This window comes from Roseiflexus castenholzii DSM 13941 (genome assembly GCF_000017805.1).
Lineage (GTDB): Bacteria > Chloroflexota > Chloroflexia > Chloroflexales > Roseiflexaceae > Roseiflexus > Roseiflexus castenholzii.
On sequence record NC_009767.1, the window covers coordinates 991,072 to 1,016,127 of the forward strand.

Below are 25,056 nucleotides of genomic sequence, written 5' to 3' on the forward strand. Positions count from 1 at the left end.
ACTCACTCCAAAAGCGGTTGGACGAGGCGCCAGTATGCAGCGAATGCTCGCTCGAACACCTGCTGTATCGCTTGCTCAGCTGGATGTCGGAGCAAGCCCGGAACATACGAAAAGCCGTAAGCCGAAAGCAATTCACGGTCGGAAATCCTGCGTGAAGACTGGATGCGGCTGCGGTGGAAGCGCAACGCGGGCCAGAGGCGCACAACATCACGAAAAGCGCGCCAATATGCGCGCCGCCATCCCTTGCGCAGCGCTATCGCCGCCAGCGCCATTTCATAGACGACAAGCGCTGGCAGGCATACCATGAGCGTTCGGAGTGCGTACATTCTGGCGATCAGCATCCAGCGATTGCGATAGATCAGATACGCGCGTCGTTCTGGATAGTCGCCGCTGCCGCGCCAACTGGTCTCTGGGTTGCCCTGACGGTGGTAGACGACCGACTCTGGCGCAACGTAGCATCGCCAACCGCGTAATCGCATGCGGAGTGAAAGATCGAAATCATTCAGATAGATAAAAAAACGCGGATCGAATCCCCCTACCGCAAGTGCGCGTTCTCGATGTACCAGAAGCGACGTACTTGCTTGCGCTCCTACTTCAACCGGTGTTGTGTCACAGGCAACATCTGCCAGAGGCGCAAAGCCGTTTCGCAAGGTCATATGACCGACATAATGGGCATATCCGCCATCGTGATGAATGCGCCCTTGTTCGACGAGTACGGCGCGCGAGCCAACCATTCCGACGTCGGGCCACGTGGCTGCTGCGATGGCGAGGAGTGGTTCAAGCCAGCCGACAGGTGTCGTCGTGTCGTGATCAAGAAACAGTACCCAGGCGGTTTTGGCACGCTGGAGCGCTAGATTGCACGCGGCGCTGTGTCCAATATTCTGGGGAAGCGGCACCAACGTACACTCAGGAAAATCGCGCCGCACAATCTCAACCGTGTTGTCCGTCGAAGCATTATCCACAATCAGGACATGCACTTCAGGCGCTGCACAACGAACCGATTGTAAACATTCCCGAACGTATGCAGCGGAATTGTAGGTAATCAACACAATGGTGACGCCAGGATCAAACGTTTCCATAAACTCCCGCCCCTTGATACACCTCCAGATACCGCCGTATCACATTGTCCCAGGCAAAATGGGCGATCCGCGCGCGCGCCCGCGCGCTTAGGTCGGCGCGCAGATCGTCATCGTTCATCAGTCGCCGGATTGCATCGCGTAACGCAGGCACGTCTTGCGGCGGAACCAGGATGCCCGCATCTCCCACGACCTCCGGCATGCCGCTGATATTCGTGGTGATCACGGCGCACCCGCCGGCCAGCGCTTCGAGCAGCACCACCGGAAAGTTGTCGTTCGTCGAGGGGAAGACGAAAATGGCGCTGCTGGCATACAACTCGTCGAGCGGCGCGCCCTTGATGAACCCACGCCAGTCGACGGAAAGACCGAGGTGCTGCGCCTGCGCCTGTAATGCCTCCAGCATCGGTCCATCACCCGCAATCGTGATCTCCCACCCGTCGAGCGGCAATCCCGCCAGCGCTTCGAGCAGGTAGTGCGCGCCTTTGCGTGGAAACAATCGGCTGACGAACAGGATGCGTCGTTTTCGTTTGCTGATGCGAACAGGAGGCGGGTCGAAGCCGTAGGGAATCACCTCGACCGGTCGCTCGCATGTGCGCTGTATCAGCGCGCGCAGGTAATGAGATGGTGAAACGATCACATCGGCGCTGTGCGCAACGACGCGCCAGACGGGAGCGATCAATCGGTGCCCGCGGGTGAAGCGATCCGGGTTGTATCCCGGCACATCCGACCCGTGCGCAGTAATCACGAGCGGCAACCCGCTGACGCGACGAACCGCAGCCGCGAGGATGCCGGTTGGCACGATGAAATGGGCATGCACCACATTGTAGCGCCGGCGCTGTGTGAGCGCCAGCGTTGGCAGCAGCGCCGAAGCGATGTAACTCAGCAGTTCAGGGGTTTCGGCGCGCACCATCGAGCGACGCAACGCCGGGACGCGGATGACGCGCACCCTGCCGGATATCTCAAACTGCGGCAGATGCTGATACCCCATCGTCACGACATCGACCTCGTGCCCGACTGCGGCGAGATGCTCACACAACGCGCGCGTCACCGGGCTGGCGCCGCCGCCAAGCGGCGGGTACTCATAATTGAGCGTCAGGATGCGCACAACGGGCCAGCCTCCTGCTCGTGCGTCTGCCATATTGTCGCTGCCAGCCCGATTGATAGCGGCAGGTAGAGCGCGAATGCGCGAGTAAACACGATGTCTGTACTGAGAGTCGGTAACGCCAGCACACCCCAACTCAGCAGCGCAACCGGCGCAGCCACTCTTGGCGGCAGCAGCGCAATCGGCAGCAGGAGCACAACATGGTTGTAAAAACTGCGTGTCGGCAACAGCAACAGCACGACCGTGACAATTCCGGCGAGCACGAGCCTGACATTGCGACGACGCCATGCAATGAACGTGCAGATCATCACCATCATTCCGGCCAGCGCTCCTGTCATCGACACTGCATCGATCCGATTCTGATCTTCGGCGTCATAGGCGCGCAATTGCTCCAGCCAGGCTATTGGCCAGCCCGGCGCCAGCGCTTGTGTGCCTGCCCAAAAGATCAGTAAGCCAATTCCTAGCCCGTTCCACCAGCGACGGGGCGCGTGGACGCACAGCGCATATGCAACGATACCTGCCAGAAGTGCAATCCCCACATTCGGTTTGAGTAAAGCCAGTGATGCAACCACGCCAGATGGGAGCCAGCGCTCTGTGCGCAGCCAATAGAGACTGAGCGCCGTCCACATAAGCAGCATTGTGCCCCACTGACCCTCCTCCAGTGACGCCCATAGCGGAAAATATGCCAGCATGACGGTGGGCATCCAGGGAACAGGATGGTCGCGGAGCGCGAACGGCAGCGCACCAACTACCGCCAGGCTCATCAGCGCCCACACGGTCGATGCCCACGCCAGCGGCAACGGTGTAAGCGGGAGGCATAGGAGCACGGCTGGAAAGGGATACGCAAAGCCCGATCCGGTTCCCAACATGTGATCACCGATTGGTCCGTAGGGGTCGATGCCTTCCAGCCACAGACGCGCTGCCATCCACCAGACCTGAAGATCAGGGCTGGTGTACGCCGTGGCATACGCATGGTGGATCACGGCAATGAGAACGGCGCCCGCAACGATAACGGTCCATGGTTGCCATCGCGCCAGAACAAAACCGGCTTGCGTTCCGCCAGGTCTCACTGTTGACTGCCTCGCCACGTCTCACCGTCGACTTCTTCGCGCACGACGTAGATCGGTTTGGCTTGCGCCTCATAATAGGTGCGCACCACCAGTTCGCCGATCAGCCCCAGGCTCATGAACTGTACCCCCAGAACAATCAGCAGCACGGCGAGCAGCAGGAGTGGTCGGTCGGAGATGGCGGCGCCATACGCCAGTTTGATCCAGGTCAGATATGCGCCGATCAGCATACCCAACCCCCCCGCCAACAGACCGAGCAACCCGAAGATGTGCATCGGTCGGGTGCCGTAACTGAGCAAAAACCGCACCGTCACCAGGTCGAGCAGGACGCGCAGGGTGCGGCTGATGCCGTACTTCGACCTGCCGAACCGCCGCGGCGCGTGACGCACCGGCAGCTCGGTCACCGTCACTCCCTGCCAGCTGGCGATAGCCGGAATGAAGCGGTGCAGTTCGCCATACAGACGAATGCCGCGCACGACTTCCAGGCGATAGGCTTTCAACGAGCACCCATAATCGTGGAGCCGGACGCCGGTCGCCCATGAGATCAGACGGTTGGCAATGATCGACGGCAATCGTCGGTTGAGAAACGGGTCCTGGCGATGCGCGCGCCAGCCACTCACCACATCGTACCCTTCCTCGATCTTCGCCAGCAGTGCGCCGATATCCGCCGGATCGTTCTGCAAATCAGCGTCGATCGTCACCACCACCTCGCCTTGTGCCCGGTCAAACCCTGCGGAGAACGCGGCGGTCTGTCCGAAATTGCGGCGGAAGCGCACCACTCGCAGTCGCCGGTCGGCGCGTGCCAGGTCGCGCAACAGCGCAAAACTCCGGTCGCTGCTGCCATCATCGACGGCGATGATCTCATACGGCAGGCCAAGGTGTTCCAGTTCGGTCGTCAGTCGTCGGTAGAGGTGCGGGATGGTTTCTTCTTCGTTGTACACCGGCACAACGACTGAGAGATAGGGCGCGGATGCGCCGTCCCACTGGTGCACCGTTTCTGTATGTGGTTTGTGAGTTGTCGTTATGCCCATAGACGTTGCCTTGTCTCATAACGTCTGAGGCGTTGCACCGCAACGCCTTTACGTTTCCGCCTGCGTGGAGAGGATGCACTGCAACGTCTCTGCCTGTTCGTCATACTCCCACCCTCGAAGACCCGTAAGGTCGATCTGTGTTCACGGTCAGGAATCATCTCGCCGGTCACATGCGATGGCGAGGGCGAATGCCTGTGAAGACCTCAAGAGTCGGGAACGTTCAACATTCAACGTGTAATGTTCAACGTTCACGGTACAAACGCATTCCGCACATACATCGACGCGATCAGCGTCCACAGGATCGCATTGCATGTCAGCGTCAGCCACAGCACCGCCGGAGATCGCCCCCAGCGCGCCAGTTGAATGAACATCGGGAAGATGATGGTAAACCGCCGAATGATCCCCATGTAGGGCCAGAGCGGGTAGACAATCGCCAGGTTCATTGCTGCCAGCGCCAGGCTGTAGATCGCATAACTGCGCCGCACCCGCGCGGCGGATGCCAGCGTCAGCGCCAGCATAATCAGCATGACCATCAGATTGAGCAGCAGATAGAAGTAGGGGTGTTCACGCAACTGGTTGAGCGCATAGCCGAAATTGACCCAGGGCCAACTGAAGGTTTCGCCCCAGACATCGGCATATGATGGCGTGACCAGCAATGCGCTGACGAGCGTGCCCGGTTCGCGCCAGGAAAATGCAACATCGCCGAGTGTTGCGCGGTAGACGATCCATCCCAGCAGCGCCAGCGGCGTGAGCGACAGACCGGCCAGCGGTCTGATCAGCGCGCGTGCGCCCATGGTGCGGACGGTCACGCGATATTGTTGCCAGAGTTCCCAGAGAAGCGGCGCCACCACCACCACCCCCGGTTGCTTGGTGAGCGCCGCTGCGCCGCCGGCCGCTCCCGCGAGCCACCAGCGTCCCTTCCGACCGGCGTACCACGCCGCCACGATGCTCAACAACAGCAGCGACTCGGTGTAGGGCAGCAGAAACGAAAAACCGAGCGGACTACCGATCAGGAACAGCGTTGTGCGTTGCGCTGTGGCATCGTCATCATCGAGCGTCACCAGGCGATAGAGCATCGCCAGCAGCGCCACGCAGCAGACCTGCGCGATCAACCACGCCGCGAGCAGATACGCTCCACCCAGGAACCGCCCCAACACGCCGATGAGCAACGGATAGAGCGGATGAAACGCCGTGTCGCCAGGACGATGACCATAGCCGTGCTGTGCGATGCCAACATACCAGAGGACATCATAGCGCAAAAGCGGAAGGAGTACCACCCGCTCCAACCACGTCCCCACCGGCGCCGATGGGAACCAGACAGCGACAGACGCTTCTTCCACCCATTTCGGATAAACAGACGAGACCCAGGCATTCCAGAGGATGAAGAGGGCGCTATAACCGGCGTACAGCCGCAGCGCCCAGCGCCATGCGGTTGCAGACGTTCGAGCAGCGGATTGATCGATACTGGCGTTCGTCGTGATCGCCATCGGGGTTATCCCGCTCCTGGGTGTTGAACCTGTCATACCAATGACCTGTGACCATCCGGCATGGTCACCCCGAGCAGCGCGAGGGGTCGTGCGCGACCCGCTTCGATTCCTCGCTGCGCGCGGTTAGATTCCTCGCTGCGCTCGGAATGACAAGTCGCTGCGCTCGGAATGACACGAAGGCGGCATCTTCAATGGACGACCATCCAGCACGGTCACCCCGAGCAAAGCGAGGGGTCTGGCGCGTCCCGCGCCGATTCCGCGCTGCGCTCGGCATGACCCGTCGCTGCGCTCGGCATGACTCGTCGCTGCGCTCGGCATGACCCGTCGCTGCGCTCGGCATGACCCGTCGCTGCGCTCGGCATGACCCGTCGCTGCGCTCGGCATGACCCGTCGCTGCGCTCGGCATGACCCGTCGCTGCGCTCGGCATGACTCGTCGCTGCGCTCGGCATGACTCGTCGCTGCGCTCGGCATGACCAGCATGCGGCATCTTCAAGCGTCATTGGTATCACACGGTCGCCGGGAGGCGCAGCGCTTCATCCTGGAACCGAATCGTTGTCCTGTTCATCGCTTCTAAACACACGTTCTGTCATCAGAGGACACCGACGTGCCTGGCTTCAGTATAGCCTTTTTGCGCGCCTACATGAGTCGCAGAATTGCATCGATCTGCGTACAAATCTGTTATCGGATGGGGTTACGCGCATCCATAGGCGCGCGCGAGTGCTGCAACGGAACGCTCGATGTCGGTCGGAACACAGCGGAGGTATCACGGAGGTGAGAACATCGGTCACAGAAATTGCGCAAAGACCTGCTTGAACCCTTCCAGATCACCGAGATTTTCTTGCAGAACACGGAAAACAATAGTTCGGTCGATCTTCAGATAGTCATGCACAAGGATATTGCGTAACCCAATCATTCTGATCCAGGTTTCTTCTTGGGATGAGTCGATCAAACCCGCCTCACGCAATCGATGAGGGATGTCGCTATACCAATCGACAGTTCCCAAACCTGCCTCTGCAACGACGTGATTCCCCACATCATTGAGCGAATCAATCGCCAGTTGAAGAAAACGCTTTGCACTCCCGTACCGTTCGGGGTTGGCGACAAATTCATCACACGAATATCGTTGCAACTGGCGGAGGATAGCCAGATACTCATCAAGCTTCTCTAGTCTCTTGCGGATCACGTCGGGCCTGACCATGCACAATCCTCTGTTTATATGCCCGGCGCTGGACATCCAGGTACGGTCGAAAGTCCAGAAACTGGCGCGCTATTCTGGAAAAATAGGCTCCCCGGTCAAAGTCTTCCGTCTGATAGATGACCTGGTTATGACGCACAACCTCATGTTTCAGCACGATATCGTTCGTATCGAGGATGACCAGATCGACGCGGCAGAACCCGGCGCGCGCCAGATCGGTCAGGATGTCGAGTCGGGGCAGTTCACCGGCGCCCGGTCGCGGCACAATCGCCAGATCGAGGTCGCTCTCGGCGTGCAACCTGCCTGTAACTGCCGACCCGAACAGGTAGACCGCATGGATGTCCGGGTATTTCTTGAAGATGTCAGGCAACCGTTCCAGGTTGAGGAACATCACAGCGACCTCGGATGCTCTTGACGTCTTGTGCATTCATTATACAGCCTGGATCGCTGAGGTGGGACGGATTCCCTTGAGCAGGGAGGGCAGGCATGATGCGTCAGGAACTGCCGGAACGCTGCGGGCTGAAGCCCTCGCTGAGGTCACGAAAGCCCCTCTGGGGCTTCCACGTACTGAGCGCGGGCTTTTGCCAGCGGCTCAAAGGGCTTCCCGCGCTCCTGCCCTTCTGAAATTCAGGTTGAGTCCTTGCGACGGGCAGGCGCTACACTGCCAGCGGTGGACAACGATGGCACAGGGTCGCTGGGACAGACCTCAAGAGTTCGGGTGCGTTTTCAACCCTTCCCGCATTCAACCTGTAGCCTGCAACTCCTGACGGACGCCCACGGGGGGCAGTACGGGCGCTCACAGGGGGGCTCCCCTCCGTTGGGGATTGTCGTCGGGCGCCACAGGGGGGCGCCTCTACCCTCGTCCTATACCTGCACCCTTCAACGTCCCCACACCCGCAACCATATCTCCAGGCTGATCCAACGCCATACCCGGCGCGTGTCGCCACCGCGTGCGCACCACTCCTCCACAGCCCGACGCACGGCCGGCAGATCGAGATACACGCCACAGGCAGCGCCATCGGCGAACAGATCGGGTCGTGCTGCCAGCAGGTCGCGTTGCCAAGCGACTTCCGGCGTCTCGAAACCAACCTTGTCGCTGCGCCAGGCAATGGCGTCGGGGAGCAACCCGTCCATTGCCTGCCGGTGGACCCATTTCGTCCATCCGTGGCGGATGCGCAGATGTGGCGCCTGCTGAAAGACGAACTCGACCAGTCGGTGATCAAGGAATGGAACGCGCGACTCGATACTGAACGCCATCGAATTACGGTCTTCGTAGCGCAGCAGGTGCGGCAGGCTGCTCTCCATAATGGCGTCACGCAGGTGGCGATCCAGTGATGTCTGTTCGCACCACGATGGAATATCCGCCAGCGCAGCGCGACGGCACGCAGCCGCAAAGTCGGCGCGTACCACGGGAGACGGCGCGCGCAGCATCTGCCGTCCGGCATACGCCAGTTCGATGGCGGGCGCAGGCAGGGTAAAGATCAGCGCATTCCGCAAGAGTGGAAGCACAGATTGACCGCTGCGCGCGCTGATCAGCAGCATCTCCCTGGCAAACGTCGTACCACGCCCATGGCGCAACAGATCGCCCAGATAGCGGGCATATGGTCGGTACCCTGCCAGCAACTCATCAGCGCCCTGCCCGTCGAGCAGCACCGTCACACCGCGTTCGCGCGCTAGCCCCATCACACACCATTGCGCAAAAATGCTGGTCGACTGGAACGGCTCGTCCTGGTGCCATGCCAGTCGCTCAAGATCAGCATTCAGGCGCTCGACTGTCGGGATCACAAAGTGACCATCGGCGGCGGTGGAGCGCAGCACCCGTTCGATGTGCCGTCGTTCGTTGTAGCGCCCGTCGCTCTCGTACACTGCGCTGAACGTTTTCTGGCGCTCGCCGATCTGCGCTGCCGAAAGACCATCCTGCCGCATGAGACGATTTACTGCACAAACAATCGACGATGAGTCGACTCCGCCACTCAGACAGGTGCCGACAGCGACATCCGAGCGTAGTTCGAGTCGCACAGAGTCGATGAAGAGATCGCGGTATGCATCAATGATGTCGTTCATTGAAGGTGGTTGATGATGATTGTCCGGCAGCGCTACGTCGTAGTAGCGTTGCGGCGTAATGGCGGAATCCGCCTCGATGCGCAAGCAGTGACCCGGCGGCAGTGCGCGCACGCCGACGAAGAAGGTCGCGCCACGCTGCGGGCTTGGCAAGCGCCCATCCGCGAGAAATTGATAGACCGCAAGCGGTTCTGGCTCGAACGGCAGCGCATGGGGACCGACCAGCGCTTTGATTTCCGAGGCGAAGGCGAAGGTTTGCCCGGTTGCAGCGTAGTAGAGCGGCTTGATGCCGAAGCGATCACGCGCCAGGAACAATGTGCGCCGCTCACGATCCCAGATCGCAAATGCCCACATGCCGTTCAGTCGATCCAGACAAGCCGCGCCCCATTGCGCATATGCCGCAAGAATGACCTCAGTATCGCTCCCACTGCGGAAGCGGCGCCCGAGGCGCTGCAATTCCTCGCGCAGTTCGATGTAGTTGTAGATCTCGCCGTTGAACACGATCCAGAAGCGTTCGTCGGCGCTCGCCATCGGTTGATGTCCGGCGGGCGACAGGTCGAGGATTGCCAGGCGGCGAAATCCGAACGCCAGGCTGTCCTGTTTACCGCCTGCGTGATCAAGCGGCGGCAAGCCCAACCGCCGGTCGGTCTCTGCGCCAGCATAAGGCGTACACGCGCCCAGCGCAGGGTTCGCCAGCAGATACCCCTCATCGTCCGGTCCACGATGGCGCAGGCGGCTCGTTGCCGTGCGCAGCGCCATCAGATCGACCGGTTGACCATCACGATGCCAGATGCCATAGATGCCGCACATGTCTTTTCCTGGAAGTAGATGCCGCACATGTCTTTTCCTGGAAGAACCAAGAACTGAGAACCAAGAACCAAGAACCAGGAACTGAGAACAGGTCAGGGAGTAGGGAGTAGGGAGTATGCACCTTTCACCTCTCACCTCTCACCTTTCACCTCTCATCTCTCGCCTCTTGCCGCTCGCCGCTCACCTCTCGCCGCTCACCTCTCGCCGCTCGCGCCTCGCCACAAATGCGAGATAAATCTCGCGCTACGCCATGGTCGGGCGCCTCGCGCCTCGCCACAAATGCGAGATAAATCTCGCGCTACGCCATGGTCGGGCGCCTCGCGCCTCGCCACAAATGCGAGATAAATCTCGCGCTACGCCATGGTCGGGCCCCTCGCGCCTCGCGCCTCTTGCCTCGCCACAAATGCGAGATAAATCTCGCGCTACGCCATGGTCGGGCCCCTCGCGCCTCGCCACAAATGCGAGATAAATCTCGCGCTACGCCATGGTCGGGCGCCTCGCGCCTCGCCACAAATGCGAGATAAATCTCGCGCTACGCCATGGTCGGGCGCCTCGCGCCTTGCCACAAATGCGAGATAAATCTCGCGCTACGCCATGGTCGGGCACCTCGCGCCTCGCGCCTCGCGCCTCGCGCCTCTTGCCTCGCCACAAATGCGAGATAAATCTCGCGCTACGCCATGGTCGGGCGCCTCTTGCCTCGCCACAAATGCGAGATAAATCTCGCGCTACGCCATGGTCGGGCGCCTCGCGCCTCGCCACAAATGCGAGATAAATCTCGCGCTACGCCATGGTCGGGCGCCTCTTGCCTCGCCACAAATGCGAGATAAATCTCGCGCTACGCCATGGTCGGGCGCCTCGCGCCTCGCGCCTCGCGCCTCGCACCTCGCCACAAATGCGAGATAAATCTCGCGCTACGCCCTTGCCTCGCGCCTCGCGCGCCTCACACCCCGCGCCACAAATGCGAGATAAATCTCGCGCTACGCCATGGTCGGGCGCCTCGCGCCTCGCCACAAATGCGAGATACATCTCGCGCTACGCCATGGTCGGGCGCCTCGCGCCTCGCGCCTCTTGCCTCGCCACAAATGCGAGATAAATCTCGCGCTACGCCATTGTCGGGCCCCTCGCGCCTCGCCACAAATGCGAGATAAATCTCGCGCTACGCCATGGTCGGGCCCCTCTCGCCTCTCGCCTCGCGCCTCGCACCTCGCCACAAATGCGAGATAAATCTCGCGCTACGCCCTTGCCTCGCGCCTCGCGCGCCTCACACCCCGCGCCACAAATGCGAGATAAATCTCGCGCTACGCCATGGTCGGGCGCCTCGCGCCTCGCGCCTCGCCTCTTACCTCTTGCCGCTCGCCTCTTGCCGCTCGCCTTTCGCCTCTCACCTCTCGCCTCACCCTCACCTCGCCGCCTGCGCGCGCCGGAGTAACCGGTTGCACAATTCCACAACCTTCGTCATTTCGGTGGACGCATTGATCGCGGCGGCAGCGACGCGCGCAGCCTGGCGCATCGCCCGGATCTCATCGACCCCAAGGCGGTTCAATGTCGCAGCGACCTCCGCCGGATCGAACGACGGCGCGACCACACCGCACCGCCACTCGCGGACAAATGCCGCCATACCGGGGGACGGACCGACACAGACCGCCAGACCGGCGTGGATGAAATCGAACAGTTTGTTGGGCAGCGCGATGCTATAGTTGTAGTTTGTTGGTTGAAGCAAAAAGATTCCTATATCAAACGATGCAATCTTTGGCACAATCTGATCGGGTGCGACGGGGTCGAGAAACGTGACCCGCCCTGGCGCGACGCGGTCGGCATAGGCGTGCAGGCGTCGAATGTACCCCTCATCGCCGACGAGCATGAACGAGAGATGGTAGCGCCGATCACAGAGCCGGATAGTATCGATCATGAGCTCCAGATTGCGGGCGCGAAGAGCGCCGCCATGGTGGATCAGGCGCACGGTGTGGGGATCGACCGCGTGATCCTCAAGCGCGACATACTCCGGCGCATTCAACACGACCGTGGGCAGGAACCCGAACTCCTCGCCGTACCGTTGTGCAATCTCCGGCGCGACGGTCAGCGTTGCAGCGGCGTGAACCGCGTAGTGACGCAGAAAGTAGACGGTCATCGGCGCGGCGAATAACCGCCATTTCCACTGTTCTTCCCATTCGAGCGGCGCATACTCGTGCAGGTCGAGGATCATTGGCGTATTCCAGCGGGCCGCCAGTCGCCATCCTAGCGGCAGCGCCGACCAATCGTTGGCAAAGACCAGGTCCGCGCGGATCTGCCGCAACTGCTCGAATGCCTGGCGATAAAGACGTTGCAGCCAGTACCAGAGTTCTAACACGTAGAAGGCTGCCACACCCTCCCTGCCACCAGCAGCGCCTTAAGGTGTTGCATTTCATACCAGCGCGGTGGATCAACGGAAAACCAGCGCACGCTGTCGGCGTTCCGCCAGCGCTTCGGTGGCGCGCCATACCCCAGCACTACCAGATCATAGTGCGGCGTCAGATGGTCTATCTGTCGCAACACACGCGCATCGCGGGCAATCGGGGAGAAGGAGATAATGCAGATGGTTGGGCGGGATGTTTGCATTCTACTCATCATGATTTTGACCATATTTCGTTGTAGATTGTCTCAATGTTTCGTAAAAACGCTTCTTCGCCAAAATGTCAGCAGGTGCATCTACACAAGGTCTTCACAGAAGGGATGCATCCTTCGCAGACAATGGCGCCCACTGAAGACGCTTCTCACGTTGGGTCCACCATGCGTAAAGTTGACCTGCTGTGCATCCCCAAGCGTTTCGCCGCTTCCCTTCTTCAAGGAGAGTCTGATAGACGAACCACCACTTCTCATCATTGAGATAGTTAGGATGCCAGCTTAGTGTCAAACAACCACCTACTTGAGCAACACGATCCATTAACTGAATGCAATGAAGCACTGCCAGTTCAACATCATATTCCAAAGCGTTTGTTGTGAAAAGAGCGCCGTCCATAATATGTTGAGGTATTTCGAGGATTGAAAGTTCGGATTTTGTTGAATGATCCCAACACCAGTACGGAAAGGACGTACCTGCGCGAAAACCAATAGATCGGTTGAATCCTTGGGTAGAGTCACAGCGCAGCCCTGCCTCTAACTGTAAGCGTGGTGTTTGATGCACATCATAGTGGAGCCAGTGTTGTCTTACACTAACAATGTTGTCATTGAGGATCGACTCAATCTGTTGACGCTCGTACTTTAGAATGTTAGGTTCAGTAGCCGAGTGGTAGCTCCCATGAAGCCCTATTTCCCATCCAGAGTGGTGGATAACTTGCATCATCTGTCCTACAGTCATTGCTCGTTCCGCAAAAACAATTTTTTCGTTGGGATGATAGTTCGCATCTACGGATGCCGGCTTAATAAGGCGATAAGGAAAGAAAAAAAACGTTGAACGAAACCTAAATCGATCCTCAAGTTTTAACCAGTCTTCGTAGTGCCAGAGAGGATCCTTAGCACTACGAAATGGCCTTATCAAAAAGAGGGTACCTGTCAATTGATACACAAGTTCCAATCTTCTTTCATCACATCGATATATTCGAGAAAAATTTCTAAACAAGGAACCAAATGTAGGATACTGAGAAATAATATCTACATCATGGGTCAGACAAAGCGCAAAAGAGTGTCCATCAGGCCAAAGCGGTTCCCACGGCCATTCAGGGTGTTCTTGCATGAGACGGTGTCGTAGTTCAGCCAGCGGTTCATCTAGCCAGGGCCGATACAGTTTTCCTTCGCGCTGTGCATCTGAGAAGGTCCACTCCCAATTACCCCACTGATCGCGAACTTTTGTCTCAGCTTCGGGCAAGCGGGAAATTTCTCGAAAGATAGTGTACTCAAGTGAAGCGTCAAGCCGAATCCCGCGAATTCCGAGGACGCAGTCGATATGGCGTTGTGCATAGGTCGTAGCGGAAGGAGACTTTGATTCGCAGTCCATTTACAAATACTCCTGCGTGCTTTAAAAATCAGGATTTTCGTCTAAGCAAAATTTTTGTCCACGAACGAACATCAGCGTATATTTTTAGGGGTAGTGAGTTGTACTTCATTACTTGAAAATATGGAGTTTGATAGGCACCAAATGATCGAAAGAATCTCTCAATTGGCTCTATCATAGAACCCTCAAAATCAAAACTCTTAGTTACAGTAGAAGCAAACTTTATAGCTTCCCACATACACAAGCTCGTAGCACCACTGCTACGTAGTTCAGGATCACCACCTCCCATCAAATAGTATGCGCTATCCTCATCCCAAACAATGTAAACACCGGCATGTCTTCGTCCCTGGACATCTTCAGCAATGAAAATCTTTCGAGTATTGTATTTTAGGCAGGTTTCATCTAATCGCTGTACTAGCGAAACTGGATAGGGAAGTTCCTTTCCTTGACGACGGAATGTTCGAATATGAAGATCAAGAAAATCATCAATGTTCAGATCTGTGCGCACCATCAAGTTAAAGCGATAGGTAGCCTTGCGAATCTCACGCCTTGCGCTCTCTTTTAAGTTTTCCCAGACCTTGTCCAGATTAGTAAGATCAGGAATGAGATACGTGTAGTGTGTTGTTTGTTGAAATTCTTTCCAGTACAGTGGTTGCCAATTTGTAACTGAATGATGGAAATTCTGAAGAAATAGGTCAAATTGCGGAATACGCTCAAATAACTCGCCTATTAGTTCTTTTTCAACCGAAAGCCGGTTTACATACTTTCCTTTAGCGTTTCGTATCCAAGGACCCAAAAATGGAGTCAATGGGGGCATGGTAATAATCTTTAGGCCATACTTTTGCTTAATGACATATGGAAGCCGTGCTTGTATCTTTCCTCCTTGTTCAACGGTTATTTCACCCCATGAATTTGGTGCTACTGCATCTAGCCACCAAGCCTGGTGGAATATCCACATAAGCTAGAACTCCTTTTTGAGGGATATTGAGAACCTGTATGGATGATATAACGATCCAAAGAGGGTTACCCTAAAACCTAGGCGTGAAAAACCAAAAAAATCTTGCGGATTGTACCAATAACCGAGACCATCACCCTTAAGAAGAGATAGTAAGTTTCTAGTAAACCTATGCCTACTGTCAACTACTGGTTCTTGGTATAGGGTGCCCGAAACATAGCCTGATCTCAGATCTTTCCAAGGAACGTTCGCAATCAACAAAACTCCGCCTTTCTTCAACATATGGAAGGAATTATGCACATACCTCTGAATCATAGCGTGGTTAAAATACTGGACTACCCCGTTACTAAATATAAGTTCAAAGTGACGATTAACATAAAAAACAGCTGCATCAGCGCATATCAAGTTGACATCTGAAAACCTAGATCGAAATATCTGAAGCATTCGTTTCGAAAAGTCTACTCCGACATACTCGGATTTGTTAATGAGAAGATACTTAAAAAGCGCTCCATTACCGCAACCACTTTCCAAAACTGGTCCTCCCGCATATCCTGCTGTATCGATCAAAGCATTAATCTCTTCGGCAAACTTTCGATACCACTCCTCTGTATCACCATAATGGAGAGGCGTTACCTGAACATCCCAAAAAGACTTCCATCTCTTCGGATTTATCATAGACCGATCTCCTTTTTAATATTATTCAATGAATCATTGGCGAAAAGTAAGTGACTTGTACTGGAAGAAATTGTTATGTTTTCGAGATTATTTATTATTTCTACTAAATCTCGAGGGTTTTCGGCAAGAAAAGCACCCGAAAACTCCTTGAGAGGCGTAACGTGTTCATGACCCTCCACAGGAAGAACAACGGTTGGAATACCCAAAGCAAGTGCTTCAAAGTGACAAGTGGAGGAAAGACTTACATGTATATGCGACGACCGCAAAATATCAAATACGGATGGCATTTCTGTACTGTTTAATACTTTTACAAATTTGAAGGACTTAAAAGCATCTTCATACTTTGCTTTGCTAGTTTCTCCTGGATGTAGCTTGATATAAATCTCGAGAGGAGTAGTTCCAGTATACTCTTCAAGGAATTTAACCATAAAATCTATAGATTTATCTACAGCGATCGGTTGTGTTGTCCATAGGAGGCGTACGGTGCCTTTTGGACGAGATAGATTGGTTTGACGATGATAATCCATGCGTAGGCTTCCCACGACGATCAACTCAGACTCATCCCAGAAACCATCGGTAATTAGGAACTGACGCCAGTATTCGCCGTACAAAAATATTTTATCTGGAATAGGCATATGCTTTTTGTAGTTTCTTGCATATTTTGGCCAAGAATATCCGACATGCCAGGGCACAATATAACCATGTTGAAACTCTATAACTTCGACATCCATTGATCTCGCAGCAGCGACAACCGCGTGGTCGCCATACGGATTTACAATAAGCAGGTATCTTGGTCGTATCTTCCGAAATAACCATCTATACAACCTATACGACCAGATAAAATTATTAATCACTGTATATATATATTCTTGCTTGAAATTCTCTAAACCTTCTTTTTTTGAGAGGACTATCGATATTTCTCTGGATATCTTATGTATCTCTTGCGAAGAAATGGTTTTTGAAAGTAATTTTGCTATAAAACCGAAGAGTGTTGAAGTCATATCAGCCTTAACCAATGCCGCTTTCCTCGCTTCTGAGAATATGGGGTTAGATAAAATCTCGATTTTGAAGTAACTTCCTGTATGAACCAAAAGGTCGTCAAAAAAGATATCTATGAACTTCTCTCCCCTTTTTTCGGAGCGGTTTGAGTCATATGCTCTAACTACCACCTCTCTACTGCTTGCTGTCAATATCTTATACAAATCGACAGCTGCTGCGGATGCCAAGTCAAAGTAACTATATCTAGCCGTACTATGTGAATACTCAAAACCGTAGAGTAAACTACCAACTGAGAATCTCAATAACGGCCAGACGCACCATCCATCTATTTGAAAGTGCAATAGATCATATTTTTCCTCCATCTCAACGAGCCTTTGGTTGGCCTTTGCAAATTGGTGCTTAAGATCCGGACAAAACGGACCCTGTTGTGGTTTCACAATGTTCCTCCCTGGTTGATTAGGTTCCAATCTATGTTAATATCATCTTGCAGCACACCTACCGATCCTTAGCTCGACTTTATCCATTCGGTAGACGAAAAACGGGAGGCAGGGTACGCTTGGCTAGAACCCAACTACCACGAAGGGGCCAGCCATGCGCAACCTGCCACGAGCGATTATACCGGTCCTCCGCAAGTTCGAGTTGCTGTTTAGCGAGCGTGTATGGGAATGGGCGAAGATACTGCTCATCGGCGCCATCCTGGCCCCCGGCAAGCGCACGGTCACTTCGGCGCTGCGGGTGATGGGGCTGAGCGACGATGCGCAATTCCAGAACTGCCATCGCGTCCTCAACCGCGCCGTCTGGTCGCCCTACGCCGCCAGCCGCATCCTGCTGCGCCTGCTCGTCGACGCCTTCGTTCCGTCCGATACGGCTATCGTGCTCGGCCTCGACGACCATATCGAGCGCCGGCGCGGGGCCAAGATCAAGGCCAAGGGGATCTACCGCGACCCTGTCCGCTCGTCGCGCTCGTTCTTCGTCAAGACCAGCGGCCTGCGCTGGTTGTGTCTGATGCTGCTCGCCCCCATCCCTTGGGCCCAGCGTGTTTGGGCCTTGCCCTTTCTGACCGTCCTGGCGCCCTCCGAGCGCTGCCATCAGGAGCTCGGCAAGCGCCACAAACAGCTCACCGACTGGGCGCGTCAGATCATCTTCCAAGTCCGTCAGTGGCTGCCCGAGCGCGTGCTGGTCGTTGTGGCCGACAGCAGCTACGCCGCGCTCGAACTGCTTGCCGCCTGCCAGGGCTTGCCCAACCCCGTTACCGTGGTCACGCGCTTGCGCTTGGATGCGGCCTTGTACGACACGGCGTACGTGCACCCAGCAGGGCGACCCGGTCGGCCGCGCAAGAAAGGCGCACGGCAGCCGACCCTGGAGCAGCGGCGCAGCGACCCGACCACAGACTGGCAGCACACGAGCGTGCGTTGGTATGGCGGAACGACGCGAACGGTGCGGCTGGCATCGGCAACGGCGGTCTGGTATCACAGTGGCTTGCCGCCGGTGAGCATTCGCTGGGTGCTCATTACCGACCCCGATGGGAAGTTTGAGGCCCAGGCGCTGCTGAGCACGAACCCGGCGGCTACCCCCAAGGAGAGTGTGGAGTGGTTCGTGATGCGCTGGCAGGTGGAGGTCACGTTCGAGGAAGCGCGAGCACACTTGGGCATCGAGACCCAGCGCCAGTGGTCGGACCTGGCGATCCTGCGTACGACACCGGTGCTGTTGGGGTTGTTCTCGCTCGTGACGCTGTTCGCCCATCACCTACTCCAAGCAGGCGAGTTGCCCGTGAGGCAGGCGGCCTGGTACACCAAGGCGCTGCCGACCTTCAGCGACACACTGGCCTTCGTCCGCAAGCAGCTCTGGCCGGTCACCATTTCTTGGATGTCGCCTGCGGAAGCCGACATGGTCAAAATCCCGAAGTCGTTACTTGTTCGCCTGACTGATGCGCTCGCCTATGCTGCGTGAGCGGCACAGATGGATAAAGTCGAGCTTAGAGACTCTTCAATATTCAAACGATGGAGTCAAGAGACCAGAACAAGAGCGCAAGCAGAACACTCTCATACAGGAAACCTCCCTCACCAGCGGTAGACTGAGTTTGCTAAGGCCGACAGTCTGACCAAGAGAGACGCTGAGATGGTAGCACTGACGAGCACCGTTGTCCACTCCGAGCACTCCCCAACCAATCTGACCGATGAGCGGCAGGATCTGATCCGCTCGTATGTCGAGGTGCAGACCGAGACCGAATCGAGGCAGCGGGCAGACTTGCGAGCAGTGCTCAACGGCTTGCGCTCCAAGCTGAAGCGCGGCTGCTGGTGGGGGTTGCTGCCGCGTTTGTTTCCGCCTAAGAGCACAGTCCGCTCCTCCTTGCAGAAGTGGGTCGAGAAAGGCACTCTGGTGAAGATAAACGACGTGTTGCGCCTGCGGGTTTGGGGTGACGCTGAGGAGCGGGAGCGCGTCGAGACGACAGGCGGTGTGATCGACGTCTAGAGCGCCGAGCGGAGTGTTGCTGGCGGTCCAGAACGGGGTTTCGACCGCTTTAAGAAGGTCTTCGGGCGCAAGCGGTATCTGCTGACCGGCGCGCTGGACTTGCTGATCACCGCCGTGGTCTGCTTGGCACGACTGTACGATAGAGTAGCAACGCAGGTGTTTGCGGCGATCACAGCGCGCGGCATCCGCTTGAAGAGGGTGTGGGCGGACTAGACCTATCGAGGCGTCGTGAGCACGCGGATGGCGACCGACGTCATGGGTGAGTTGGAGATTATTGAGCGGCTGTGGTGACAATGGGGCTTTGAGGTGCAGGCGAAGCGCTGGATCGCCGAGTGAACCCATGCCTGGTTGAGCGGCAACCGCTAGTTGAGCCGAGCGTATGACCATAACCCACGTTACTCCGAAAGCTGGCTTTACTTGCCTCGATCCGCCTTCTTGTCCACCGTCTTACCAAGTCTTCGTGAACGAGGACACCCTTACCGTTGGAATATTGGATAGCTTCTTAGGGCTAACCTTAAATAGGACTTTTCCTTCTCTGTAAAGAAACCAAAAATTATCAGCAAAGCGGGAAAAGCAGCCAATAAAACAAGCTTACCCATTATCTCGAACCAAAAACTGTTCCAAGGATAAACAACTCCAATTACCCATAGGAATGCGCTGATCAAAAAAACAACCATCAACCTCCTATATTGATAAAAGATTGGATACACTTTCAATGAAAAATACCAAGTTAGCAGGGTCATAACACCATAACTAATAAATGTCGTCCATGCTGCTGCTATAACACCATGCACAGGTATAAGCCACAAATTTAGGATAATGTTAGTGAAGGATGAAACAACAGTGGCAAAGGCGACTTTTGTGGTTTTTCTTCTTAAGAATATAAAGTTGACAGGGAAGTAATAAATATTCGATAATAGTAGTGCTGCTACGATCAAGGGGGCGATCCCCCCCGCGTCATGAAAAAGTGCTGTAGTTATTAGGCTAATGACTGGCTTTGCAGCCAATCCTAAAAATAATCCAAAAAAACAGAGCGTGACAGTAAAATATGTTGCCATGTATGAAAAACGCTCTGAAGCTCTCTCTCCTTCAATCGAGTCCGTCTTGTGCAAAAATGGAACCCAAGCCATGTTCATTGCATATCCGATCAAGGTAATGAGCGATCCATAAGAGTATGCTAATGAGTATATTCCGACCTGATCGAGCGAAACATACCACTGTAAAATAGCTCTGTCCGAAAGCTCAAGGATCCACCCAGAAAGTTCATGAGGTATTAGGGGTAGAGAAAATATCAATGCATGCTTCCATATCTTCACTTTGAGTGATAGAATCATATTGCTCGATACAGAGATCAGGCATATAACAGATGTAACGGATGTGGCGATAAGGTTAGCTATTAACAAACCTTCAATACCGCGCTTAAGATAGACTACGAACCAAATTGACAATACTGTTTGTAACAACGAACTAGACAACGTAATAAGAACATAGGCGAAGCTACGTTCTCGGACTCGCAATAACAACAGAGGAATACGTGACCAAGTAGAAAGATAAGATGTCCAAATAGTCAAACGAATATACGGATCAAAGGGAACATCCCGAATTACTAGTGAAAAGAAAGGTCGTGCTACTTGATCAATGGACAGAGCAATCACTCCACCTACGAGAATGGACAGTAGAAAGAGTGAACCGATGTTCTCTCTACGCTCTTGATGATTGCCGGTAGAGAAGTACAATGGCGTAAGAAAGCTATGAAGGCTCAATGACATAAAGATAGACATGATAAATGAAAGAAAACCAGTCACTGCTAGGATACCATAATCAGACGGATTTAATAGTCGTGTATATATCGGCAATAGGAAAAAATTAAATGCCTTTAGTAGTATATCGCCTATACCATATATGACAGATGTCAGTATTAATCCTTTAATTTCTGATTTCATAATGAAATTAGTGAACTACCTTATGCGATCAGCAAAACAGAATTTGTTTTCCGCAACCTGGCATAAGCGGCATGAATGGCGGAAAAATACAGTTTGGAATTGAGAGCGAAGTGACCACGTTTGGCATTGCCTTCGAGCAGTTCGAGTTTGATGTATCCACACAAGGCTGCAAAAAATAATTGGTCGGCGTCGTCACGGTTTGCGTGGACGAATTCTCCAGTGAAGCGTTCTGTTTAAGCGACTGCTTGCCAGAAAGCATAGCACTTGATCAGGATTGATTTCGCCATTCAAGAGAGTTGACAAGCTGTTTGCCGTAGTTTGCCGAAAGGCGCTCAGCAAATAATCACTGTACAGGTCGAGGGTCTCACCGTTTTTCATACACAAGTTTACTCGACACTGTGTAGGGTGAGTTAGTAAGATTGAAATCAAAAAACCTCAATTCCTCAAGAACCAATCCGTTCATAATCGTAACCGAAATATTCAAGACTTATAAGTATCTATCAAATCCCAACTCAACGGTGTACCGCGCTCAATATCTTTTGCAGCCTTGCGACCAAGTATCTCATCCAAGTACTTAGGCGACAACCCATGACCAGGACGAATTGATCGCACATTCTCCAACGAGAACATCTCACCAGCTTTCATATCCTTAATCACGAACAGTGATCGACGAAATACACGGCTCCCCATCTCTCTTCCACTTACTCCATACTGTACTTTTCCTAAAGCCTTTTCAACGGTACGAATTGCTTTCACCATTGCACTAAACTCATGAGGCTCTAGTGAAAAGGAGCTGTCTGGTCCGGGAATAGCTCTTGAAAGAGTAAGGTGCTTCTCAACAATACACGCTCCCAGCGCTACCGCTGTTATTGGCACCGCAATGCCTAAAGTATGGTCTGAGATACCAACAGGAACACCAAATGCTTCTGCAAGATGCGGAATAGTTCTTAAATTCATCTCTTCCGGTAAAGCAGGGTAGGAGCTTGTACATTTGAGCAGGGCAATCTGGGTTGCGCCAGCGTTGCGAGCAGATTGAACTGCTTCCTCAATTTCGCCAAGGGTGGCCATACCGGTAGAGATAATCAAGGGTTTACCTGTGCGCGCCATCTTTTCGATCAGCGGAATGTCCACAATCTCGAACGAAGCTACTTTATGTGCAGGCACATCCATTTCTTCTAAAAAATCGACGGCCGTAGGATCAAATGCAGTAGAGAAAAGGTCTATACCTATCTCATTTGCAATTGTTTTAAGCTTGGGTTGCCATTCCCAAGGTGTGTAGGCTTCGCTGTAGAGATCGTATAGAGTTCGTCCGTCCCAAAGAGTGCCGCTCTTGATACGAAAACACTCCTTGTCTGAGCGGATTGTAAGAGTGTCTGGTATATACGTCTGAAGTTTAACTGCATCCGCACCTGCATCCTTTGCAGCATGAACAATACGAACCGCCTGATCAAAATCTTGGTTATGATTGGCAGAAATTTCAGCGATGATGTAGACCGGACTACTCTTCCCTATATGGCGATCTTTAATGGTAATATAAGTACTCATCTTGGCCTCGCTAGAACAAAGTGGAGTGCTTCTTGTCCTTTTACAACTGTTGTACCTGACAACTTGAATCCGGCCTTCATGAAAGCCTTTACGGATGCCATGTTATCAGGTTTAACGTAGGCATGAATTTTCTCTACATTTGAACTACTGAAAAGTTTCTGGGAAGACTTTCGAATGACCTCTGTTCCATATCCTTTGCCTCGAAATGCACTGTCGAGGCTAATCGAAATTACAGCCTCCCTATCATCGATGTCATAACGTACCTGTCCAATAGAATTTCCAGTATCGTTTATTGCGATATAGAATTGGCAAAGATTATCAGTAAGCTTTGATTGGAACCATTGAATATGATAATCCCATTCGACAGGATTGGATAGGAAAGAGGCAGCGCGCACGTCGGGGTCATTTGCCCATTTCCAAAGCAGTTGACCATCACTCTCCTTCAAGTGTCTTAAGTAAAACGCGTTGCATCTTAAGTGCATCAAAGTTCTTTCAATCCCGTCTCCATCAACAAGATTTCTGCCGAGCGAAGCCATCTTTGCACGAGTTTCCGGCTTCGCCGAAAGTGATAAAAACTCTTTCGCCAACTCACTATATGATATATGAGTATGCCAACCCAAATTCACAAAACTACCTACCATTGCAAGTTTTTCATTATTAGCACGCTGATTGTCTGTTAATGTTATTATAAGACTAGGTAACCTCATAAAAGCTAATTCCCAACAAGTAATTCCCCCCGCTGATACAGCTACGTCAGCCCAAGCCATTACCTCTGGCATATTTCTTACATTCGTTTCTAAAAAAACAGGGAACGCTAAGTCTTGGACTACAGATCGCAACTCTTTAAGGTGTAAATTGCCCCCTCCTAAAACAATCTTAGCTTCCATGCCATCAATAGCTACCTCTTTTAACGATCGAATAACCTTTGAGGTTACATTATCTGGATCACTTCCGCCCATTGTTACCAATACATTACGGGTTACTTCTGATATTTCTCGCTCCCACTTCTGCCATCTAAGAAATTCTCGGCGTAAGAGTACGTATTTTGTGCCCAATAGCAAACGAGTGTTTGATTCACAGGAATACACTAAATCCTCAGCATGCAGATTCTGATTTAATATTATATCAGCGTAGTAATGATTCAAGTGGCTAATATCGTCAATACACAGCAATTTTAGCCCAGCATCTTTGATTGAGTATTGGTAATGACTATCAAAATGATAACCATCTATTACTAACCAATCAGCACCCAATTGACGGGCGATGTCAATGGTATAAGCTGCATCATCAAGACTCCCTGCCTCTGCTTTGATACGTAAGACATGCATACCCTCTGTTTCAAGACGTTGGGTGAGAGCCGGTATATCCATTACCATCACAAATATTGCTTGACCTCCAGCATCTTGCCACGCCTGGGCAAGTGCCAGACAGCGCATAACATGCCCGGTTCCAATACGGGTGCTTGCATCGGCTCGGATAACTAGATTAGGAAGATAGGACATCATTGCTTGCTCTATGCACTAAATTTGCGAACATATGCCGGACAGATTTAGCATACACATTAATATGCTATATTGACACGTTCCCTGCCAGTTACATACGTAATCATTGAGATAGACAAAGCGAACTCCGACTGGTTGATAACGCTCTCGAATGGTAGGTAGCTAAGGAGTTGAAGATTGTCTTGGATTATGTATTCAGGGTCTTTCTGCAAAACATGTGCTCGTATTGCATCGAGTCCAGCACTAGATTTTCTCAGCACTACTATGTGTGGGTCTGTTAATCTCCAAGTGTCGATAGTATCAATCTGGCTGTAATCCGGGATAACCCTGGCATCAAGAAGTAATCATTGTGTACAAGTTGGGTATTAGCATGTATGGTCAGAGAGCGATACAAGTCCTCACTTAGATCACTTTTTGCTGAATATGACTGTTGATCGCCAACCAATCTTGATGCTCATCCAATACTGCAAGCACTTCTTTCCAAGAGAAATTATCGTGTCCAAAGTGATCATAAACACGGCGCACAAAATCTAAATCCTCAGGTGTGTCAACGGTCCAGCGCATATACGAATAATCTTTATTATTCACTACAGCTGTAAGCGCAAATTTCTCTGGATGAAGATAAATATAAGGCGTCACATGCTCTCGCCACAGAGGATTGCAGTCTTCGTGCCAAGCGCGTTCTAGTGCTTCAAAACTCACCACTTCTACATCAAGGCCGCGTGGAAAACTTCTTTGCACGGTATTACTTGCGTAATCTAACGGGTTTTTTTCTAAGAACTTCGATATAACCAAGTCTATAATGCAAGGGTCAATCAATGGACAATCGGACGTAATACGTACTATAACATCAACTCGATAATCTCTGGCTGCTTTGTAGTAACGATCCAGGACATCATTAATACTTCCACAAAAACAAGGCCAACCATGTTTTTTGCAAAGTTCCACAATAGTTTCATCTTCTTGCTCTATCGTCGTGGCTACGATCACATCATGCAATATCGCCGATCTTGCCGTGCGATTGACAACCCTCTTCAGCATGGGTTCACCACACAGTTCTATCAAGACCTTCCTTGGCAACCGGGTACTTCCCGTACGTGCCTGAACAATTGCAACAATTCTCATATCTTCCGGAATCTAGCAGACTTCTCTAGCAGCCACCAATGTG

The 25,056-nt window shown here is 53.3% G+C and carries 20 protein-coding genes; 2 read left to right on the forward strand and 18 right to left on the reverse strand.

Annotation, left to right across the window (positions count from 1 at the left end; translation table 11 throughout):
- Positions 1-2: 2 nt before the first annotated feature.
- From RCAS_RS03915 to RCAS_RS24850, 14 genes are all read right to left on the reverse strand, one after another.
- On the reverse strand, positions 3-1,079 hold the full coding sequence (locus RCAS_RS03915; RefSeq protein ID WP_012119308.1) for a glycosyltransferase family 2 protein: 1,077 nt from the start codon (positions 1,077-1,079) through the stop codon (positions 3-5).
- Complete coding sequence (locus RCAS_RS03920) at positions 1,066-2,214, reverse strand: glycosyltransferase family 4 protein (protein WP_198135994.1); 1,149 nt, start codon at positions 2,212-2,214, stop codon at positions 1,066-1,068. Before RCAS_RS03920 ends, RCAS_RS03915 begins: the two co-directional genes overlap by 14 nt.
- Positions 2,169-3,248 (reverse strand): glycosyltransferase 87 family protein, encoded by a 1,080-nt coding sequence (locus RCAS_RS03925; RefSeq protein WP_012119310.1) that lies wholly within the window; start codon positions 3,246-3,248, stop codon positions 2,169-2,171. Before RCAS_RS03925 ends, RCAS_RS03920 begins: the two co-directional genes overlap by 46 nt.
- The gene (locus RCAS_RS03930; RefSeq protein ID WP_012119311.1) at positions 3,245-4,276 is read right to left on the reverse strand and encodes a glycosyltransferase family 2 protein; all 1,032 of its coding nucleotides are present in this window, start codon (positions 4,274-4,276) and stop codon (positions 3,245-3,247) included. The genes RCAS_RS03925 and RCAS_RS03930 overlap by 4 nt, the downstream gene beginning before the upstream one ends.
- A gap of 248 nt (positions 4,277-4,524) precedes the next feature.
- Positions 4,525-5,763, reverse strand: coding sequence for a hypothetical protein (locus tag RCAS_RS03935; RefSeq protein ID WP_012119312.1), 1,239 nt, complete (start codon positions 5,761-5,763; stop codon positions 4,525-4,527).
- Positions 5,764-6,548: 785 nt separating this feature from the next.
- Complete coding sequence (gene hepT, locus RCAS_RS03940; RefSeq protein WP_012119313.1) at positions 6,549-6,962, reverse strand: type VII toxin-antitoxin system HepT family RNase toxin; 414 nt, start codon at positions 6,960-6,962, stop codon at positions 6,549-6,551.
- Positions 6,919-7,350, reverse strand: a complete 432-nt coding sequence (mntA, locus tag RCAS_RS03945; protein WP_012119314.1) for a type VII toxin-antitoxin system MntA family adenylyltransferase antitoxin — start codon at positions 7,348-7,350, stop codon at positions 6,919-6,921. Before mntA ends, hepT begins: the two co-directional genes overlap by 44 nt.
- Before the next feature lie 488 nt (positions 7,351-7,838).
- Complete coding sequence (gene asnB, locus RCAS_RS03950) at positions 7,839-9,830, reverse strand: asparagine synthase (glutamine-hydrolyzing) (protein WP_012119315.1); 1,992 nt, start codon at positions 9,828-9,830, stop codon at positions 7,839-7,841.
- A 1,399-nt stretch (positions 9,831-11,229) separates the two neighbouring features.
- Positions 11,230-12,192: a glycosyltransferase gene (locus tag RCAS_RS03955; protein WP_049768786.1), complete on the reverse strand. Its 963-nt coding sequence runs from the start codon at positions 12,190-12,192 to the stop codon at positions 11,230-11,232.
- A complete protein-coding gene (locus RCAS_RS23200) occupies positions 12,171-12,425 on the reverse strand; it encodes a hypothetical protein (RefSeq protein ID WP_049768787.1) in 255 nt (84 codons plus the stop codon). Before RCAS_RS23200 ends, RCAS_RS03955 begins: the two co-directional genes overlap by 22 nt.
- Positions 12,426-12,528: 103 nt before the next feature.
- Complete coding sequence (locus tag RCAS_RS23695; RefSeq protein WP_012119316.1) at positions 12,529-13,800, reverse strand: polysaccharide deacetylase family protein; 1,272 nt, start codon at positions 13,798-13,800, stop codon at positions 12,529-12,531.
- A 28-nt stretch (positions 13,801-13,828) separates the two neighbouring features.
- Positions 13,829-14,755 (reverse strand): GNAT family N-acetyltransferase, encoded by a 927-nt coding sequence (locus tag RCAS_RS23700; RefSeq protein ID WP_012119317.1) that lies wholly within the window; start codon positions 14,753-14,755, stop codon positions 13,829-13,831.
- A gap of 3 nt (positions 14,756-14,758) precedes the next feature.
- Positions 14,759-15,427, reverse strand: coding sequence for a class I SAM-dependent methyltransferase (locus RCAS_RS23705; RefSeq protein ID WP_012119318.1), 669 nt, complete (start codon positions 15,425-15,427; stop codon positions 14,759-14,761).
- On the reverse strand, positions 15,424-16,863 hold the full coding sequence (locus RCAS_RS24850; protein ID WP_012119319.1) for a glycosyltransferase family protein: 1,440 nt from the start codon (positions 16,861-16,863) through the stop codon (positions 15,424-15,426). The genes RCAS_RS23705 and RCAS_RS24850 overlap by 4 nt, the downstream gene beginning before the upstream one ends.
- A 154-nt stretch (positions 16,864-17,017) precedes the next feature.
- On the opposite strand from RCAS_RS24850, the gene RCAS_RS03960 reads away from it, so the two are divergent.
- Together RCAS_RS03960 and RCAS_RS03965 are read left to right on the forward strand one after the other, a co-directional pair.
- Positions 17,018-18,376 carry an IS701 family transposase gene (locus RCAS_RS03960; RefSeq protein ID WP_012119320.1) on the forward strand — a complete coding sequence of 453 codons (1,359 nt, stop codon included), beginning with the start codon at positions 17,018-17,020 and terminating at the stop codon, positions 18,374-18,376.
- A 168-nt stretch (positions 18,377-18,544) separates the two neighbouring features.
- Positions 18,545-18,898 carry a transposase gene (locus tag RCAS_RS03965; RefSeq protein ID WP_049768788.1) on the forward strand — a complete coding sequence of 118 codons (354 nt, stop codon included), beginning with the start codon at positions 18,545-18,547 and terminating at the stop codon, positions 18,896-18,898.
- A 476-nt stretch (positions 18,899-19,374) separates the two neighbouring features.
- Here the strand turns inward: RCAS_RS03965 and RCAS_RS23710 are convergent, their stop codons facing one another.
- The 4 genes from RCAS_RS23710 to RCAS_RS03980 all read right to left on the reverse strand — a co-directional run bounded on the left by RCAS_RS23710 (position 19,375) and on the right by RCAS_RS03980 (position 25,013).
- Positions 19,375-20,841: an oligosaccharide flippase family protein gene (locus tag RCAS_RS23710; protein WP_012119321.1), complete on the reverse strand. Its 1,467-nt coding sequence runs from the start codon at positions 20,839-20,841 to the stop codon at positions 19,375-19,377.
- 480 nt (positions 20,842-21,321) lie between these two features.
- Positions 21,322-22,386, reverse strand: coding sequence for a pseudaminic acid synthase (gene pseI / locus RCAS_RS03975; protein WP_012119322.1), 1,065 nt, complete (start codon positions 22,384-22,386; stop codon positions 21,322-21,324).
- The gene (gene pseG / locus RCAS_RS23715) at positions 22,383-23,891 is read right to left on the reverse strand and encodes a UDP-2,4-diacetamido-2,4,6-trideoxy-beta-L-altropyranose hydrolase (RefSeq protein ID WP_012119323.1); all 1,509 of its coding nucleotides are present in this window, start codon (positions 23,889-23,891) and stop codon (positions 22,383-22,385) included. Before pseG ends, pseI begins: the two co-directional genes overlap by 4 nt.
- Before the next feature lie 399 nt (positions 23,892-24,290).
- Positions 24,291-25,013 (reverse strand): cytidylyltransferase domain-containing protein, encoded by a 723-nt coding sequence (locus RCAS_RS03980; protein ID WP_041330185.1) that lies wholly within the window; start codon positions 25,011-25,013, stop codon positions 24,291-24,293.
- Positions 25,014-25,056 lie beyond the last annotated feature (43 nt).